Genomic DNA, 16,858 nt, shown 5'->3' with positions numbered 1-16,858 from the left:
CGGCCCGGCACCATCACAAGGAGTGAGCCATGATCCGACATATCCTGCTGATCGCCTTCAAGCCGGGCACCCAGCCTGCCCAGATAGATGCGGTGCGTACCGCCTTTCTCGCCATTCCCCATCAGGTCAGCGGCGTGACCGCTGTCGAGTGGGGTCGGGATGACAGCCCGGAGGGGCGGGCCGAGGGGTTTACCCACAGCGTGCTGATGACCTTCGCCGACGAAGCGGCCCGCCAGCGCTATCTGCCCCACCCGGATCACGATGCCCTCAAGGCCATCTTCCGCCCTGTGCTGGCGCGCATCATAGTGCTGGATTACACCCTGCAGGCGGGGGATCGGGTTGTGTCAGAGGGGCCGTTATGATGGTGGATGAGCACTGGGCTGCCATCCCTCCACTGCAGCGCGCACTGCTGGAATCGGTTATGAAACATGGCGCAGCTCATCCTGCGATTGATGCCGGGGTAGTGGTTGGGTCGCTCGCCAAGGGCAAGGCAGACCGGGTATCCGATGTCGATCTCTTGTTGCTGGCCGAGCCGGGCTTCCATAAGCAGGGAGACGAACTGGTGCGCACCATTGTGGGGGAGCGGCCCATCTTTCATTGCTGGCAAGGAAGACATGAAGAGGTCTGTTCATACTGGCGCTTCATCTTCCTCGATATGTCCAGCATCGAGATCCATATCCTTGATCGGGGGGCTGAGTTCCCCCTTGCCAAACCTTATTTGCCACTGTTCGATAAAACTTCCTCCCTTGGTGCGCTTGAGGTATCTGGCCCTGCCCCAAGCCATTGGGACTTTCCTGCCTATATGGCCGAAGGAGATGGTCTGGTTTGGGAGTTGTTCGATTGCCTCAAATGGGCGGAGCGGGGGCAGCGGGGATTGGTCCGGCATCATCTTCGCAAGCTGCTGGCCGAGATGGATAAAGACCCGAATATTGTGGATCGCGATTAATACGGACAAGGAGAACGTCATGTGGTTAGCCGCAATACAGCTGGTATCTGGCCGTCACTGGCAGGATAACCGGGAGCAGATCGCCGCTGAACTGGCGGCCTTGCCCAAAGAGCGGCCGCTGCTGGTGCTGCTGCCGGAGAACTTTGCCCTGTTTGGCGAACGGCAGGGTTATCTGGATGGTGCCGAGGCGATTGGCTCCGACCTGAGCGGAGTCGCGCCGATCCAGCAGCAACTGGCGGAATGGGCCAGTGATTACGACATCTGGCTGGTGGCCGGGGCTATGCCGACCACCATCTCAGGTTCCGACCATATCCACACCAGCTCGCTGGTGTTTGACCCAAGCGGTGAGCTCAGGGGCCACTACCACAAGATCCACCTGTTCGACGTGGATGTGGCGGATAATCACGGCCGCTATCGGGAGTCGGAGACCTTCAGCCCCGGCAAGGAGCCTGTGCTGGTGGACTCCCCCTTTGGTCCCCTCGGCCTCTCGATCTGTTATGATCTGCGCTTTCCCGAGCTCTACCGCCAGTTGGCCCGTGCTGGTGCCCGCGTGCTGCTGGTGCCTGCCGCCTTTACCGCCGTGACCGGCGAGGCGCACTGGGAGCCGCTGCTGCGGGCCCGCGCCATCGAAAACCAGTGCTACGTAGTCGCTGCCAATCAGGGCGGCACTCACGAGACGGGGCGCCAGACCTGGGGCCACAGCATGGTGGTCGACCCTTGGGGTCGGGTGCTGGCGAGCAAAGAGTCCGGGCGCGGCACAGTGCTGGCGAAGATGGAGCCCGGGCTTATCGATGAATTGAAACGCACCATGCCAGTGCTGCAACACGCCCGTTTGCTCTGATGGTGTGGCTTGTCGCCAACCCGTCGGCAAGACGATTTAAAACAGCTCGTTACGAGAGTGGAGAAGAAGATTGAGTCTATTGAGCCAGGTTAGTGCCTCCCTGTTGGCCCCGAACGATCTCGACGAAGGGCGCCTGCAGCAACTGCTCGGCAGCCTGATGAGCCATCAGGTCGAGTTCGGCGATCTCTATTTCCAGCGCAGCTGGCACGAGTCCTGGATGCTGGAAGATGGCATCGTCAAGGATGGCAGCTACAACATCGATCAGGGTGTGGGGGTGCGCGCCGTCAGCGGCGAGAAGACTGGCTTCGCCTACTCGGACGAGCTGAGCCTGCTGGCGCTGCAACAGTCGGTGACTGCCGCCCGCGGCATCGCCGCTGCCGGTGCTCACGGCAAGGTGAAGGCATGGGCGCGCACCGAAGCGAACCTGCTCTATCCGGCCATGGATCCGCTGCAGACCCTCGACAAGCATCAGAAGATCGCCCTGCTGGAGCAGATGGACAAGTTCGCCAGAAGTCTGGATCCCGCCATCAATCAGGTGATGGCCTCCATCAGCGGCGTCTACGAAGAGGTGCTGGTGGCCGCCACCGACGGCACCCTGGCTGCCGATGTGCGTCCGCTGGTGCGTCTGTCGGTGACCGTGATCGCCGAGAAGGGCGATCGCCGCGAACGTGGCAGTGCTGGTGGCGGCGGGCGCTTTGGTTACGACTGGTTCCTCGAACTGGACGGGCTGGAGAGCCGCGCCTTTGGCTATGTGCGTGAAGCGGTGCGTCAGGCGCTGGTCAATCTGGAAGCCATCGATGCGCCAGCCGGCACCATGCCGGTGGTGTTGGGCTCCGGCTGGCCCGGCGTGCTGCTGCACGAGGCGGTAGGTCATGGTCTGGAGGGGGATTTCAACCGCAAGGGATCTTCCGCATTTGCTGGCCGCATCGGCGAGCAGGTGGCCTCCAAGCACTGTACCATCGTCGATGATGGCACCCTGCTGGGTCGGCGCGGCTCCGTCTCCATTGATGACGAGGGGACACCGGGTGGCTACAACGTGTTGATCGAGAACGGTATCCTCAAGGGTTATCTGCAAGACAAGCAGAACGCTCGCCTGATGGGGGTACCGCTCACCGGCAACGGGCGCCGCGAATCCTACGCCGCCATGCCGATGCCGCGCATGACCAACACCTACATGCTGGCGGGCCAGTACGATCCGGCCGAGATCATCGCCTCGGTGAAGAAGGGCATTTATGCCCCCAACTTCGGTGGCGGTCAGGTGGACATCACCTCCGGCAAGTTTGTCTTCTCCGCCTCCGAGGCCTACCTCATCGAGGATGGCAAGATCACTGCCCCCATCAAGGGCGCGACCCTGATCGGCAACGGCCCAGAAGCGGCAAGGAGGGGCATGAGCCAGGTCTCCATGGTGGGCAGCGATCTTGCGCTGGATCGTGGGGTTGGCATCTGCGGCAAGGAGGGGCAGAGCGTGCCGGTCGGTGTCGGCCAGCCCACCCTCAAACTGGACCAGCTCACCGTGGGTGGTACTTCGTAGGTTTTGGTTAGCCGCGCAGCGGCGTAACCCGACGCATTCAAACCCCCGGCTCTTGCCGGGGTTTTGCTATTCAGGGGATCGCAGACAACAAAAAGCCCCGGTCGTTGGACCGGGGCTGGCGGGTGATTCGGTATCAGTTGACGGATATGGCGCGGGCGTCGATGAAATAGCGAGCGTTACCCTGTTTGTCGATCTGGATTTTGGCAACCAGCTGCTCTTGATCTTTATATTCCCAGCGTTGCTCGATCTTGGCGAGGGATGGGCTCGCAATCCCAACCACGTTCAGGTACTCGTGAAACAGGCTATGGCTCCCATTTCGGTCAGCATCTTGTCCATCTGCATACTCTCCTGAAGTTGAGTGGGTATTCATCAACAAACCTATCAGCGTCCATCTGAATACAGTCTGTATGAAAAACAAACTAACTCATTTGTGTGTCAATAACATGATCAGGAACAAGATCAGTGCAGATCGTCAGGGACTTTTTGATACCGTTTTCAATCAGAGCCGGTGGGCTTTTGCGGCAACTGATCAAACGTGCCGGAAGCCTTTGGGAGCGCCGGCGCGGTTTGCACAGCCTGGCCGCCGTGGAAGACTGGATCCTGTGCCACTTCCTTGATGCCGTTGATGCAAAACTGCATACCCATGCAGACCAGCAGGAAGCCCATGATGCGGGTTATGGCGTCGATGCCGGTGGCGCCCAGGATCTTGCAGACCGGATCCGCCAGCTTCAATACTCCCCAGCTGATCAGGCTCATCAGGGCAAACGCCGTTACCACACCGGCGTTGATGGTGAGGCGGTTGTACTCGTCAGGCAGCTCGGCAATCTGGGCTGCCCCGCTTATTACCAGCGCCATGGTACCTGGCCCGCACATGCTGGGCATGGTGAGCGGTACGAAGGCAATGCTCTGGTTGATATCGACCCCGCTCTGCTGGCTGGGGGCGGGGAACAGCATGCGAAAGCCGATAAAGCCGATGATGAGGCCACCGGCCAGGCGCAAGCCCGGAATGGAGATCCCGAACAGATCCAGGATCGAGGATCCGATAAAGAAGGTGGTGCAGAGGGTGCAGAACAGATAGATGGCGGCCAGATTGACCTGACGGCGCACGTGTTCGCGCGACATCCCCTTGCTCAGTCCCAGCAGCAGGGTGGCCGTGGTAGGCGGGTTGACCATGGGCAGCAGCGCCAGCAAGGTGAGTAATACGACCTGAAAGAACATCTTGAGCCTCGGATAAAGAGTGGGAAGCCATGGGGCGATGCGGGTGGCAGGCCCCAGAGGGAGGCATATCTTATGCTGGCGAAACTGAACATAAGCAGTACAAAAAAGCCCCGGCAGATACCGGGGCTTGTTGTTCGGGTCAGGCCGCTTGCGGCGCTTGCTGCTGCCGGATGGCCCGTTGCTGGAACCAGAGCCAGAGACCGATGGCGAAACCCAGCACCGACAGGCTCACCACATAGTGGGAGGGGGCCAGCATGTCGCTCTTCATCCAGAGGGTCACCGCCATCGGGGTGAGGCCGCCGAAGATGGCGTAGGCCACGTTATAGGAGAACGACAGACCGGAGAAGCGCACCACCGGCGGGAATGCGTTGACCATCACATAAGGCACGGCACCGACAATCCCGACCGCAAAGCCCGCCAGCATGTAGAGCGGCACCAGCTGGCTCGTGCCTGCCGCCAGACCGTGATAGAAGGCGTAGCTGGAGCCCGCCAGCAGCAGGGAGCCGAACATGAAGGTGAGACCGCTGTCCAGCAGGTCGATCAGTCGACCATAAACGATGCAGCCGAGGGTCAGGGCCACGATCGCCAGCGAGTTGGCGGTCAGGGCGTCGGCCGGGCTGATGCCATAGACCTTCTGCAGATAGGTCGGGGTCATCAGGATCACCACCACGATCCCTGCGGAGAGCAGCCAGGTGAGCAGCATGGAGACCACCACGCTGCTCTTGTGGTTGCGCAGCACCGACTTGAGGGGGAGCTCATCGGCCAGGGTCTTGTTGGCTTTCATCTCGGCGAAGACCGGGGTCTCGTGCAACCAGCGACGCAGGTACATGGCGACGATGCCGAAGATACCGCCCAGCAGGAAGGGTACTCGCCAGCCCCAGTCACTCACTTCGGCCGGGGTCAGGCTCTTGTTGACCGCAGTGGCGATGAGGGAACCAAGCAGGATGCCTGCCGTCAATCCCGCCGTGAGCGTGCCGCAGGCGACCCCTACCCGACGGGCAGGAACGTGCTCGGCGACAAACACCCAGGCGCCCGGCACTTCACCGCCGATGGCGGCGCCTTGCAGGATCCGCAGTCCCAGCAGGGCGATGGGGGCGCCGATGCCGAGCACTGCATAGGTGGGCAGCAGACCGATCAACAGGGTCGGCAGCGCCATCATGATGATGCTGAGGGTGAACATCCGCTTGCGACCGATGAGATCGCCAAAGTGGGCCATGATGATGCCGCCGAGCGGGCGGGCCAGATAACCGGCGGCGAAGATGCCGAAGGTCTGGAACTGGCGCAGCCACTCGGGAATATCGGCTGGGAAGAACAGCTCGCCGATGACCACGGCGAAGAAGACGAAGATGATGAAGTCGTAAAACTCCAGCGCGCCGCCGAGGGCAGCCAGACTCAGGGTTTTGTAATCCTGTCGATTGAGGGGGCGGGCGTGATCGTGCTGTTGTGTGGTCGTGGTCATATCCGTATGTTTCCCATCGGTTTTTTTAGTTATTGTCACCCCGTACAAGGGGCATATACAGGTGATCGAGAGTATGCTGCCTGCCTCTTGTGTGTAAATCGCGCAATTCGCAACACTGTCTTGCATCTTTTTGGGGCAATCCGAATGCCCCGCTGGCGGAGGAATGATGGAAAAGAAACGGGTACTGCTCTCCTGGAGCAGCGGCAAGGATTGCGCATGGGCACTGCATCAGTTGCGGCAAGATCCCGCCATCGAGGTGGTGGGGCTGTTTACCACCCTCAATCAGGCATTCGAGCGGGTGGCGATGCACGGGGTGCGCAAGCAACTGTTGACCGAGCAGGCCGCCTGCGTCGGGCTGCCCCTCATCACCATCGATCTGCCCTGGCCCTGCAGCAACGAGGATTACGCCCGCATCATGACCGGCTTTATCGCCGATGTGGTGGCACAGGGGATCCGCCATATGGCCTTTGGCGACTTGTTCCTCGAGGATGTGCGCGCCTACCGTGAAAAGCAGCTGGCAGGTACCGGCATCGAACCACTGTTCCCGCTGTGGGGCAGCAATACCCGTGAACTGGCGCCGCAGATGGTGGCCGCTGGGTTGAAGGCGCGGATCAGTGCTCTCGACCCGAACAAGCTGGATGCCAGCCTGGGTGGCCACGATTTTGACGAGGCACTGCTGGCGGCGCTGCCGGAGGGGGTCGATCCGTGCGGCGAGAACGGCGAGTTTCACACCCTGGCCTATGATGGCCCCATGTTCTCCCGCCCGCTCGGCATTCGGGTCGGTGAGACAGTGCTGCGCGACGGCTTTGTCTTTACCGATCTGCTGCCAATCGAAGATTAATTATCGGGCGTCAAATGCTCCCTTTTGCTGGAGTATTCACAGATTTGAGAGGCGGGATGGGGGCACTATTGGCCCCCTCTTTTGATTGGAGATGACAACCTGCCTTATGAAACACATCTATCGTCCGGCGCTGCTTGCCTCCTTGCTGGCTGCCGCCCTCTCTCTGCCTGCCGTGGCGGGTCAAGTCGCTACCGTTCAGCCTATCCCTGCCGGTGTCACCACCGTCACTCTGGCCCAGCAGGCGCCAATCCACTGGGTATCGGTGGAGCAGATTGCCAAGAGTCTGGATGGCCTGCCGCCAATGGCAGTCGGGTTTGATATCGACGATACCCTGCTCTTCTCCAGCCCGGGCTTCTATCGCGGCAAACAGGAGTTCTCGCCCAACGACGAGAGCTATCTGAAGAACCCCGCCTTCTGGGAGAAGATGAATAACGGCTGGGATGCGTTCAGCATGCCGAAAGAGGTGGGCAAGGCGCTCATCGCCATGCATCTCAAGCGCGGTGACCACATCTATTTCGTCACCGGTCGCTCGGCCACCAAGACCGAAACCGTGAGCCAGACTCTGCAGCAGACCATGAATATTCCAGCCGACCAGCTCAATCCGGTGATCTTCGCGGGTGATCAGCCGGGCCAGAACACCAAGGTGCAGTGGCTCAAGGATAAGCAGATGAAGCTCTTCTACGGCGACGCCGATGGGGATATCAAGGCGGCGCAGGAGGTCGGCATTCGCGGCATTCGTCTGCTGCGGGCCGCCAACTCCAGCTATCGGCCACTGCCGTTGGCAGGGGCGCTGGGGGAAGAGGTGATCATCAACTCCCAGTTCTGATCCGGAGTGGATCCATACAAAAGGGCGGGGCCATTGGCACCCGCCCTTTTTGCATCCGTCATCAAGCTCGGGTCAGTCGTCTGCCCACGGCATCTCGGGCAGGCTGTCGAGGAACTCGCCATAGCGGGTCAGATTGAAGGGGCCCTGATCGGCCTCCATTGCCATCAGCTCGGCCCCGAGGGCGCAGGCGATATATTGCAGCGCCTCTTCCCGTGGGGTGCCCTTCATCACCAGCCGCATCAGAGTCGCCTTCACATGGGGCGGGTGACCATCGTTGAGCTGGTTCTCCACCATCTCCAGCAGCGTCTCTTCGTCAAAAAATTCCTGAGTGTCGTTCATGGGATATCCGCAGCAGTGAATGTGGCGGCCAGTATAGCCTGAATGTGACTAACACCTTGAATGGCCAGCGAATAAACAATCCGATGGGGAGGCCATTTGTTACCCATAATTAGGAGGAGTTTGCCAAGGCAAACAGGTTGGAACACAGATAACATGGATGGACACGCCTATGCCCACGATAGATTCCCTGCTGGCCGAGCCCAAGCTACTGCCCCAGATCCCGGAAGTGATGCGCGATTTGATCCAGACCTTCAATGAAAAGGATCCGGATCTGCTCAAGATCAGCAAGTTGATCAACAAGGACCCTGTCATCTCCGCCAAGTTGCTGCGGCTGGCCAACTCGGCCAAATTCGGCAGCAGTCGTCAGATCGGCACCGTCAATGAAGCCGCGGTGCGGCTTGGACTGGCGATGGTGCGCAACATGGTGCTGGCCTGCGGGCTCACCGAATCGGTCACTGCGGTGCCCGGCATTGACCTCAAACATTTCTGGGGCTGCGTCTTCAATGTGGCGGAGCTGGCGCGTCGTCTGGCTGTGAAGAAGGGGATGAAGGGAGATGAGGTCTTTACCTGCGCCCTGCTCTATGACCTTGGCCGACTGGTGATGCATGTGGGCCTGCCGGAAAACACCGTCCATCACATTCACGACCTGGAGTTGCACAAGGGGCGGGCCAAGGCGGAAGAGCTGGTGGTCGGCTTCAACTATGCCCAGGTCGGGGCGGCCATGGCACGTTACTGGAAGTTCCCCGAGACCATCAGCAATGCGGTGGAGTATCACTACAACCCCATGCTGGCCAAGGAGTTCTCTCCCGAGGCCGGGTTGATCCATCTGGCGATCGTGCTGGCAGCGCAATCCGATGTGGGGGAAGAGGCGCCGCCCGAGTGGCCCCACAAGGTGGCAGACGCGCTGGGGCTGAGCTGGGCCGATTGCGCCGCCCAGTTCACTGCACTGCGCGAGCAGGGTAATGGCTACGCCGGGTTACTGGCTGCCTGAGCCCGTTTATCCCATCTCATCAGGGGCCAATATGGCCCCTTTTTCATGGCCGATGGTGCCACAGGCTTGCCAGTCTTGGAGTGACGGGGCACTCTTTGCCCTTCACTTTTCGTTTGAGAGCCCTTGCCATGATTGCCTCCTCCCGCCTGATCCTGCGCGAAATGATCGCCACCGATGCCCCCTTCATCCTTGAGCTGCTCAATGACGGCGACTTTTATCGTTACATCGGTGATCGGGGCATTCGCACCCTGGAGCAGGCGCAGGAGTATATCCAGCAGGGACCGGCGGTCAGCTATGCCCGCTATGGTCACGGACTCTATCTGGTGGAGCGCAAGGAGGACGGTGCCAGCCTCGGTATCTGCGGTTTGATCAAGCGCGATACCCTGGAGCAGGTCGATATCGGTTACGCCTTCCTGCCGCAATATCGCGGTCAGGGCTACGCCATTGAAGCGGCGCAGGCCGCCCTTGCCGATGGCAAAAGCCGGTTGGGGATCGGGCAGGTGGTCGCCATCGTCACCCCGGGTAACGAGCGATCCATCGGCCTGTTGGCCAAGCTGGGGCTGGTGCGCAGTCGACTGGTCAAGTTGAGCGAAGATGCTGATGAGTGCCTGCTGCTGGAGCAGTGATCAAGGTCAGAGAGTGGGGAAGCGAATGGCGAGGTGGCTGTCAGGCTGAGTGACAAGCAAGAGCCCGGGTCTGGCGAAAGGCGTGAGAGAAGCAAAGAGGCCGCCGTGAGTTGCGGCCTGTCTGCATCGGGCGCTGCCGGAGGGCAGGCAGGATCAGTTGAGGTCTTCGATGGAGAACTCGCCAGCGATACCATCACAGGAGATGGCGAAACCGCCGCTGAAGCGGGTGCTGAACTGGATCAGGAACGCATCATTGTCGTGCTCTTGCACAGGCAGGTTGATGGGCTTGCTGCGACGCAGGGGCTTGTGTGTTTGTACTGCTTTCATCATGGTATTTCTCTATATAAATTAGGTGTTTGCTCCTTGTATTGGCAAATGTCAGGTCAATGGGCGCGGTCGATTGGGTGAACGACAAGCGCGCAGGAATACCCAGCCCGGTTAAGGGGCGTCTGCACTTTCAAGGAATATGCTGATGCATAAATCAAATTGGGTGGGCAGATCGGGTCTGCACCGTGAGAGCCGGGCAACGCAGGCAGACAGCCTGACGGTTCTCAAGGCGAGTAAATCAGAAGAAGGTTATGCGGGTACTGGCAGGATTCATCGTGAGGTGAAGCATTGCAGGGTAAACATAAACAGGGCTGATTAACTAGCCGACGCGCATTCTCTCCTCGAAATGAATAAAAAGCAAACAATAATTTGCCTATGTTGAAGTCAATACGCTTTTCCTCTGTGTAATCAAGGTGCTATCAGCAGCAAATATCCGCAGCTATCAGTCATAAAAAGAGGGCTCCCGACGGGAGCCCTCTCTCATGCTGCAATCAGCACTGTGGACCGACTCAGTAGTCGCCACAGGCCTTTTTGGCAGCCGTGATCATCGGGGTGATGGTCATGCCTTGCACCACGATGGAGAACATCACCACCGAGTAGGTCATCACCAGGATGACCTGACGCAGGTCGACGCCATGTTCCGGGATCATCATGACGCCGGAGGGGAGTGCCAGTGCCATCGCCATCGCCAGACCACCGCGCAGGCCACCCCAGGTGAGGATCCGCACCGAGAAGGTGTTGTAATTGCGGAATCGGCGGAAAGCCACATAGGGTAGCGACACGCTGATAAAGCGGGCGCCCAGGCAGAGCGGCACCGCAATGACCAGCAGGATCCAGTCACGCCAGGCGAGATCCAGCAGTACCAGCGCCAGACCGATCAGCAGGAACAGCAGAGCGTTGAGGAACTGGTCCATCAACTCCCAGAAGTGATCCAGGTGATGGCTGCTCTGCTCGGAGAAGCCGGAGTGACGGGTCCAGTTGCCGATCATGATGCCGGTGACCACCATGGCCAGTGCGCCGGAGACGCCGATCATGTTGGCAAAAGCGAAACCGGCGGTCGGGATGCAGAGGGTCAGCAGCAGCTCCAATGAACCGTCATCGGTGGCGCTGATCATCACGTGGGCGATGAGGCCCAGCACGGCACCGAACAGGATGCCGCCGAGGGCTTCGTGCAGGAACAGACCGGCCACGCTGCCGAAGGTGGGCTCGACACCGCCAAAGGCGACGGCAAACACGGTGGCGAAGATGACGAGGCCAACACCGTCGTTGAACAGGGATTCCCCTTCGATCTGGATGGCGATCTGGGGTGGCGCTTTCATCTTCTTGACGATGGCCAGTACGGCAATCGGGTCAGTGGGGGAGATCAGCGCGCCGAACAGCATGCAGTAGACCAGCGGCAACTCCCAGCCCAGCAGCTTGGCGATAAACCAGAAGCCGTAGCCGATGAGGAAGGTGGAGAGCAGGGTGGCAATGATGGCCAGAATGGTGATCTCCCACTTCTGGCTACGCAGCGCCTTGAGGTTGATGCCAAGGCCACCGGCGAACAGCAGGAAGCCCAGAATCCCCTTCAGCAGGAAGTTCTGGAAGTCGATGCTCTCCATGGTCTTGACGGCAAGAGGTTCCAGGTTGAACCAGCCCAGTTTGCCAAACAGCACCAGCAGTGCGGAGATCAGCATGGAGCCCGCAGTGATGGCGATGGTGGTCTGGATCTTCACAACATACTGGTTGGCAAAGGCGATAAAGATCGCCAACGCTGCCAGAAAACAGAGTGTGTAGTAGACGCTCATAGTTATTTTTTTCTCGTTGGTAGACAGCAAGCACGTATCCCTATGCAGGACGGGCATAGGTTACTCTCGGGCCCTATGTTACTCATTACCCATAAATGAGTATATGGTGGCGCATTTGGACTGATAGACGGCTAGATTTCCATTTTATTTGTTTGCTGTTAGGATGCTGTTTACGCAGTTGCATGGATGTAAGAGGAACACGCGGTGTCGAACGTAATGTCGAGCAGAGAGCCGAGCAAGCAGTCGGACGTAACAAAGAAGCTGGAAGCCTGCCTCAGGGAGCGGATCCTGATCATCGACGGGGCCATGGGCACCATGATCCAGGGCTACAAGCTGGGGGAGGCGGATTATCGGGGTGAGCGGTTTGCCGACTGGCATACCGACATCAAGGGCAACAACGATCTGCTGGTGCTGACCCGTCCGGCGGTGATCCGCGAGATCCACGAGCAGTATTGCGCTGCCGGGGCCGACATTCTCGAGACCAACACCTTCAACGCCACTCGCATCGCCATGGCCGATTACGAGATGGAAGAGTTTTCTGCCGAGATCAACCGGGAAGCCGCCCGTCTGGCCCGCGCCGTGGCCGACGAGTGGACGGCAAAAGATCCCGCCAAGCCGCGTTTCGTCGCAGGGGTGTTGGGCCCCACCAACCGCACCGCCTCCATCTCGCCGGATGTGAACGATCCCGGCAAGCGCAACGTCACCTATGACCAGCTGGTGGCCGCCTACACCGAATCGACCCACGCCCTGATCGAGGGCGGCGCCGACATCATTCTGATCGAGACCATCTTCGATACCCTCAACGCCAAGGCCGCCGCCTTCGCGGTGGAAGGGGTGTTCGAGGAGCTGGGTTACAGCCTGCCGGTGATGATCTCCGGTACCATTACTGATGCCTCCGGTCGTACCCTCTCCGGCCAGACCACCGAAGCTTTCTATCACTCGCTGCGCCACGTCAAACCGGTATCGTTCGGCCTCAACTGTGCGTTGGGGCCCGATGAGCTGCGCCAATATGTGGAGGAGCTGTCTCGCATCAGCGAATCCTGCGTCAGCGCCCACCCCAACGCCGGTTTGCCCAATGCGTTCGGCGAGTACGACCTCGATGCGGGTGAGATGGCGGAGCATATCCGCGAGTGGGCCCAAAGCGGCTTTCTCAACCTGGTCGGTGGCTGTTGCGGTACCACCCCGACCCATATCCGCGCCATGGCGGACGCTGTGGCGGGCATCAAGCCGCGTGTGCTGCCCGAGCTGCCGGTGGCCTGCCGCCTGTCGGGCCTCGAGCCCCTGATCATCACCCCCGAGTCCATGTTCGTGAACGTGGGGGAGCGCACCAACGTCACCGGTTCGGCCAAGTTCAAGCGGCTGATCAAGGAGGGGCTCTACGACGAGGCGCTCGATGTTGCCAAGCAGCAGGTAGAGAACGGCGCCCAGATCATCGACATCAACATGGACGAGGGGATGCTGGACGCCGAAGCGGCCATGGTGCGCTTCCTCAACCTCATCGCCGGTGAGCCGGATATCGCCCGGGTGCCTGTGATGATCGACTCCTCCAAGTGGGAGGTGCTGGAAGCGGGCCTCAAGTGCGTGCAGGGCAAGCCGGTGGTCAACTCCATCTCCATGAAAGAGGGGGAGGAGAAGTTCATCCAGCAGGCCAGATTGCTGCGTCGCTACGGCGCCGCCGTCATCGTGATGGCGTTCGATGAGATGGGTCAGGCCGACACCCGCGCCCGCAAGTTCGAGATCTGCCAGCGTGCCTACCGGATCCTGGTGGATCAGGTCGGTTTCCCGCCGGAAGACATCATCTTCGATCCCAACATCTTCGCGGTGGCGACCGGCATCGATGAGCACAACAACTACGCGGTGGACTTTATCGAGGCGGTGAAGGACATCAAAACGCACCTGCCTCACGCCATGATCTCCGGCGGCGTCTCCAACGTCTCGTTTTCGTTTCGCGGTAACGAGCCGGTGCGCGAAGCCATTCACGCCGTCTTCCTCTACCACGCCATCAAGAACGGCATGGACATGGGGATCGTCAATGCGGGTCAGCTCGCCATCTATGAAGACATTCAGGCCGAGCTGAAAGAGAAGGTCGAGGCGGTGGTACTCAACCTCAATGACAACGCCACCGAGGAGCTGCTGGCCATCGCCGAGAAGTATCGCGGTGCCGGTGCCCAGGCAGAGGATCCGCGGGATCAGGAGTGGCGCAGCTGGCCGGTGGGTAAGCGGCTGGAGCACGCGCTGGTCAAGGGGATCACCGACTTTATCGAAGAGGATACCGAAGAGGCACGCGCTGGCGCCGAGAAGCCGCTGCACGTCATCGAAGGGCCGTTGATGGATGGCATGAACGTGGTCGGCGACCTGTTCGGCGCGGGCAAGATGTTCCTGCCGCAGGTGGTGAAATCGGCGCGGGTGATGAAGCGGGCGGTGGCCTATCTGCAGCCCTATATCGAGGCGGAAAAATCGGGCGGCTCCAGCAATGGCAAAATCGTGCTGGCGACCGTGAAAGGGGACGTGCACGACATCGGCAAGAACATCGTCGGGGTGGTGCTGCAGTGCAACAACTTCGAGATTGTCGACCTCGGGGTTATGGTCTCCTGCGAGACCATTCTCAAGACGGCGCGTGAGGTCGGCGCCGATATCATCGGGTTGTCGGGTCTCATCACCCCGTCGCTGGACGAGATGGTGCACGTGGCCAAAGAGATGGAGCGTCAGGGCTTCAAGCTGCCGCTGCTGATCGGTGGTGCCACCACCTCCAAGGCCCACACCGCGGTGAAGATCGAGCAGAACTACTCGGAGCCTGTGGTCTATGTCTCCAATGCCTCCCGCGCGGTAGGGGTGGCCCAGAGCCTGCTCAGCCCGGATCTCAAGGAGGCGTTTGTCGCCCGCATCGACAAGGAGTACGAGATCGCCCGGGATCAGCATGCCCGCAAGCAGCCGCGCTCCCGCCCGGTCAGTCTGGCCCACGCCCGCGCCAACCGGCATCAGCTGGATTGGGTTGGCTACCAGCCACCCAAGCCCCGCGAGCTCGGGGTGCAGAAGTTCGAAGATGTGCCCATTTCGGTGTTGCGCCCCTACATCGACTGGACGCCGTTCTTCCTCAGCTGGGAGCTGGCGGGCAAGTATCCGCGCATCCTCGAGGACGAGATCATCGGCGAGGAAGCGACCAGGCTGTTTGCCGACGCCAACGCCATGCTGGATCAGCTGGAAAAGGATCAGAGCGTGCGCTGCGCCGGGGTGGTCGGCCTGTTCCCGGCCAACGCGGTAGGGGACAGCATCGAGGTCTACAGCGACGAGTCCCGCACCGAGGTCATCAAGGTGCTGCATCACCTGCGCCAGCAGAGCGAGAAGCAGGGCTTCCCCAACTACTGTCTGGCGGACTATGTGGCGCCGAAAGAGAGCGGCAAACCGGACTGGATCGGCGCCTTCGCGGTGACCGGCGGTATCGGTGAGGAGGCCATCGCCAAGGCCTACAAGGCGCAGCACGATGACTACAACGCCATCCTCATTCAGGCGGTGTGCGACCGTCTGGCCGAAGCCTTTGCCGAGTACCTGCACGAGCAGGTGCGCAAGGTGCACTGGGGTTATGCTCCCGACGAGGCCCTCAGCAACGAGGAGCTGATCCGCGAAAACTATCAGGGCATCCGTCCGGCGCCCGGTTATCCGGCCTGTCCGGAGCACACCGAGAAGGGGAGCATCTGGGAGCTGCTGGAGGTGGAGCAGGCTATCGGCATGCAGCTCACCGAATCCTACGCCATGTGGCCGGGGGCGGCGGTGTCGGGCTGGTACTTCTCCCATCCCGAGAGCAAATACTTCGCGGTGGCGCAGATCCAGCAAGATCAGGTGGAGGATTACGCTGTTCGCAAGGGGATGACGCTGGCCGAGGCCGAGCGCTGGCTGGGGCCGAACCTGAACTGACTCCCGTGTGACATCGGTTGATCTTTAACGAGAAACGGCGGCATCCTTGCACGGGTTGAACAACCTGCGCAGAGCCGCCGTTTAACCTGTTGGTCACAGTGATGTGGTAGCGTGCGGTTTGGTGTGGTTTGTCTTGTTGTCAGGATAAACAATTGGCGTTGTCTTGGCGCTGTGGCACCTTATACTCTCCCGCCCCATCCTGCCCAGGCACAGCCTTCTAGCGGAATTGTCATGAAGATCGCCATTTTATCCCGTGAGCCGAAAAACTACTCCACCCGCCGTCTGGTCGAGGTGGCGCAGGCGCGCGGTCATCAGGTAGAGGTGCTCGACACCCTGCGCTGCTATATGAATATCGCTTCCCACAACCCCTCCATTCACTACGAGGGTGGGGAGTTGGGAAGTTATGACGCCGTGATCCCGCGGATCGGTGCCAGCATTACCGCCTACGGCACCGCCGTGCTGCGCCAGTTCGAGATGATGAACACCATGGCCCTCAACAGCTCGGTGGCCATCAGCCGTTCCCGCGACAAGCTGCGGGCGATGCAGTTGCTCTCCCGCCACGGCATCGGCCTGCCCATCACCGGCTATGCCCACAGCACCCACGACGTGCCCGACCTCATCACCATGGTGGGCGGGGCGCCGCTGGTGGTGAAACTGCTGGAGGGAACCCAGGGGATTGGCGTGGTGCTCTGCGAGACCCAGAAAGCCGCCGAGAGCGTGATCGAGGCCTTTATCCAGACCAACAACAACATTCTGGTGCAGGAGTATATCCGCGAGGCCAATGGCGCCGATATCCGCTGTCTGGTGGTCAACGGCAAGGTGGTTGCCGCCATGCGCCGTCAGGCCCAGCCGGGGGAGTTTCGCTCCAACCTGCACCGTGGCGGCACCGCCGAGGCGATCAAGATCACCCCGGAAGAGCGCGCCACCGCCGTGCAGGCCGCCAAGATCATGGGGCTGGATGTAGCGGGGGTGGATATCCTGCGCAGCCCCGTGGCCCGCTGGTGCTGGAGGTCAACTCCTCCCCCGGATTGCAAGGGGTGGAAGCCGCCTCCGGCAAGGATGTGGCTGGCAAGATCATCGAGTTCCTCGAACTCAAGGCGAGCCGCAAGAACAAACCGGCGGAGTGAGCCTCAGGCTTGCATCCGTCAGATAAAAACAGGGCGCTCTCGGGCGCCTTGTTGCTATCTGGCTGGTGGGTTAGCGGTGCCACTGCG

14 protein-coding genes and 2 pseudogenes are annotated in these 16,858 nt (G+C 60.5%); 10 read left to right on the top strand and 6 right to left on the bottom strand.

Going from position 1 to position 16,858, the window contains the following annotated elements; translation table 11 throughout:
• Positions 1 to 29: 29 nt before the first annotated feature.
• The 4 genes from ACTG2O_RS01770 (at position 30) to tldD (ending at position 3,318) form a co-directional block, all read left to right on the top strand.
• Positions 30 to 362, top strand: a complete 333-nt coding sequence (locus tag ACTG2O_RS01770) for a Dabb family protein (RefSeq protein ID WP_019446497.1) — start codon at positions 30 to 32, stop codon at positions 360 to 362.
• Positions 359 to 946 carry a nucleotidyltransferase domain-containing protein gene (locus tag ACTG2O_RS01765; RefSeq protein WP_129504843.1) on the top strand — a complete coding sequence of 196 codons (588 nt, stop codon included), beginning with the start codon at positions 359 to 361 and terminating at the stop codon, positions 944 to 946. Before ACTG2O_RS01770 ends, ACTG2O_RS01765 begins: the two co-directional genes overlap by 4 nt.
• Before the next feature lie 19 nt (positions 947 to 965).
• Positions 966 to 1,787, top strand: a complete 822-nt coding sequence (locus tag ACTG2O_RS01760; RefSeq protein ID WP_019446499.1) for a carbon-nitrogen hydrolase family protein — start codon at positions 966 to 968, stop codon at positions 1,785 to 1,787.
• A gap of 70 nt (positions 1,788 to 1,857) precedes the next feature.
• Positions 1,858 to 3,318 (top strand): metalloprotease TldD, encoded by a 1,461-nt coding sequence (gene tldD / locus ACTG2O_RS01755; protein ID WP_439975272.1) that lies wholly within the window; start codon positions 1,858 to 1,860, stop codon positions 3,316 to 3,318.
• Positions 3,319 to 3,451: 133 nt separating this feature from the next.
• Here the strand turns inward: tldD and ACTG2O_RS01750 are convergent.
• The 3 genes and pseudogenes from ACTG2O_RS01750 to ACTG2O_RS01740 all read right to left on the bottom strand — a co-directional run bounded on the left by ACTG2O_RS01750 (position 3,452) and on the right by ACTG2O_RS01740 (position 5,995).
• Positions 3,452 to 3,654: pseudogene (locus tag ACTG2O_RS01750) on the bottom strand (hypothetical protein).
• Between the two features lie 159 nt (positions 3,655 to 3,813).
• Positions 3,814 to 4,536: a MarC family NAAT transporter gene (locus tag ACTG2O_RS01745; protein ID WP_019446501.1), complete on the bottom strand. Its 723-nt coding sequence runs from the start codon at positions 4,534 to 4,536 to the stop codon at positions 3,814 to 3,816.
• A gap of 139 nt (positions 4,537 to 4,675) precedes the next feature.
• Positions 4,676 to 5,995, bottom strand: a complete 1,320-nt coding sequence (locus ACTG2O_RS01740; RefSeq protein WP_439975271.1) for an MFS transporter — start codon at positions 5,993 to 5,995, stop codon at positions 4,676 to 4,678.
• A 166-nt stretch (positions 5,996 to 6,161) separates the two neighbouring features.
• Between ACTG2O_RS01740 and ACTG2O_RS01735 the strand changes: the two genes are divergently transcribed.
• Positions 6,162 to 6,836, top strand: a complete 675-nt coding sequence (locus ACTG2O_RS01735; protein WP_019446503.1) for an ATPase — start codon at positions 6,162 to 6,164, stop codon at positions 6,834 to 6,836.
• A gap of 106 nt (positions 6,837 to 6,942) precedes the next feature.
• Positions 6,943 to 7,662, top strand: coding sequence for an acid phosphatase AphA (aphA, locus tag ACTG2O_RS01730; protein WP_439975270.1), 720 nt, complete (start codon positions 6,943 to 6,945; stop codon positions 7,660 to 7,662).
• A gap of 72 nt (positions 7,663 to 7,734) precedes the next feature.
• Here aphA and ACTG2O_RS01725 read toward each other — a convergent pair whose 3' ends face one another.
• Positions 7,735 to 8,001: a hypothetical protein gene (locus tag ACTG2O_RS01725; RefSeq protein WP_019446505.1), complete on the bottom strand. Its 267-nt coding sequence runs from the start codon at positions 7,999 to 8,001 to the stop codon at positions 7,735 to 7,737.
• Between the two features lie 169 nt (positions 8,002 to 8,170).
• Between ACTG2O_RS01725 and ACTG2O_RS01720 the strand changes: the two genes are divergently transcribed.
• Both ACTG2O_RS01720 and ACTG2O_RS01715 read left to right on the top strand, forming a co-directional pair.
• The gene (locus ACTG2O_RS01720; RefSeq protein WP_019446506.1) at positions 8,171 to 8,992 is read left to right on the top strand and encodes an HDOD domain-containing protein; all 822 of its coding nucleotides are present in this window, start codon (positions 8,171 to 8,173) and stop codon (positions 8,990 to 8,992) included.
• Positions 8,993 to 9,120: 128 nt separating this feature from the next.
• A complete protein-coding gene (locus ACTG2O_RS01715; protein WP_069529746.1) occupies positions 9,121 to 9,618 on the top strand; it encodes a GNAT family N-acetyltransferase in 498 nt (165 codons plus the stop codon).
• Between the two features lie 153 nt (positions 9,619 to 9,771).
• Here the strand turns inward: ACTG2O_RS01715 and ACTG2O_RS01710 are convergent, their stop codons facing one another.
• Positions 9,772 to 9,948 carry a hypothetical protein gene (locus ACTG2O_RS01710; protein WP_005340085.1) on the bottom strand — a complete coding sequence of 59 codons (177 nt, stop codon included), beginning with the start codon at positions 9,946 to 9,948 and terminating at the stop codon, positions 9,772 to 9,774.
• A gap of 506 nt (positions 9,949 to 10,454) precedes the next feature.
• Positions 10,455 to 11,732, bottom strand: a complete 1,278-nt coding sequence (locus ACTG2O_RS01705; RefSeq protein ID WP_021231596.1) for a cation:proton antiporter — start codon at positions 11,730 to 11,732, stop codon at positions 10,455 to 10,457.
• A gap of 216 nt (positions 11,733 to 11,948) precedes the next feature.
• Between ACTG2O_RS01705 and metH the strand changes: the two genes are divergently transcribed.
• Entirely contained in the window at positions 11,949 to 15,644 is a 3,696-nt protein-coding gene (gene metH / locus ACTG2O_RS01700; protein ID WP_439976644.1) for a methionine synthase, read from the top strand.
• Positions 15,645 to 15,875: 231 nt separating this feature from the next.
• Positions 15,876 to 16,771, top strand: a pseudogene (gene rimK / locus ACTG2O_RS01695) (30S ribosomal protein S6--L-glutamate ligase).
• Positions 16,772 to 16,858: the final 87 nt, after the last annotated feature.

Source organism: Aeromonas sp. 61P (assembly GCF_051919545.1).
GTDB classification, from domain to species: domain Bacteria; phylum Pseudomonadota; class Gammaproteobacteria; order Enterobacterales; family Aeromonadaceae; genus Aeromonas; species Aeromonas veronii.
The sequence above is the reverse complement of the archived record's forward strand: the minus strand, read 5'-3'. Positions and strand labels throughout refer to the sequence as shown.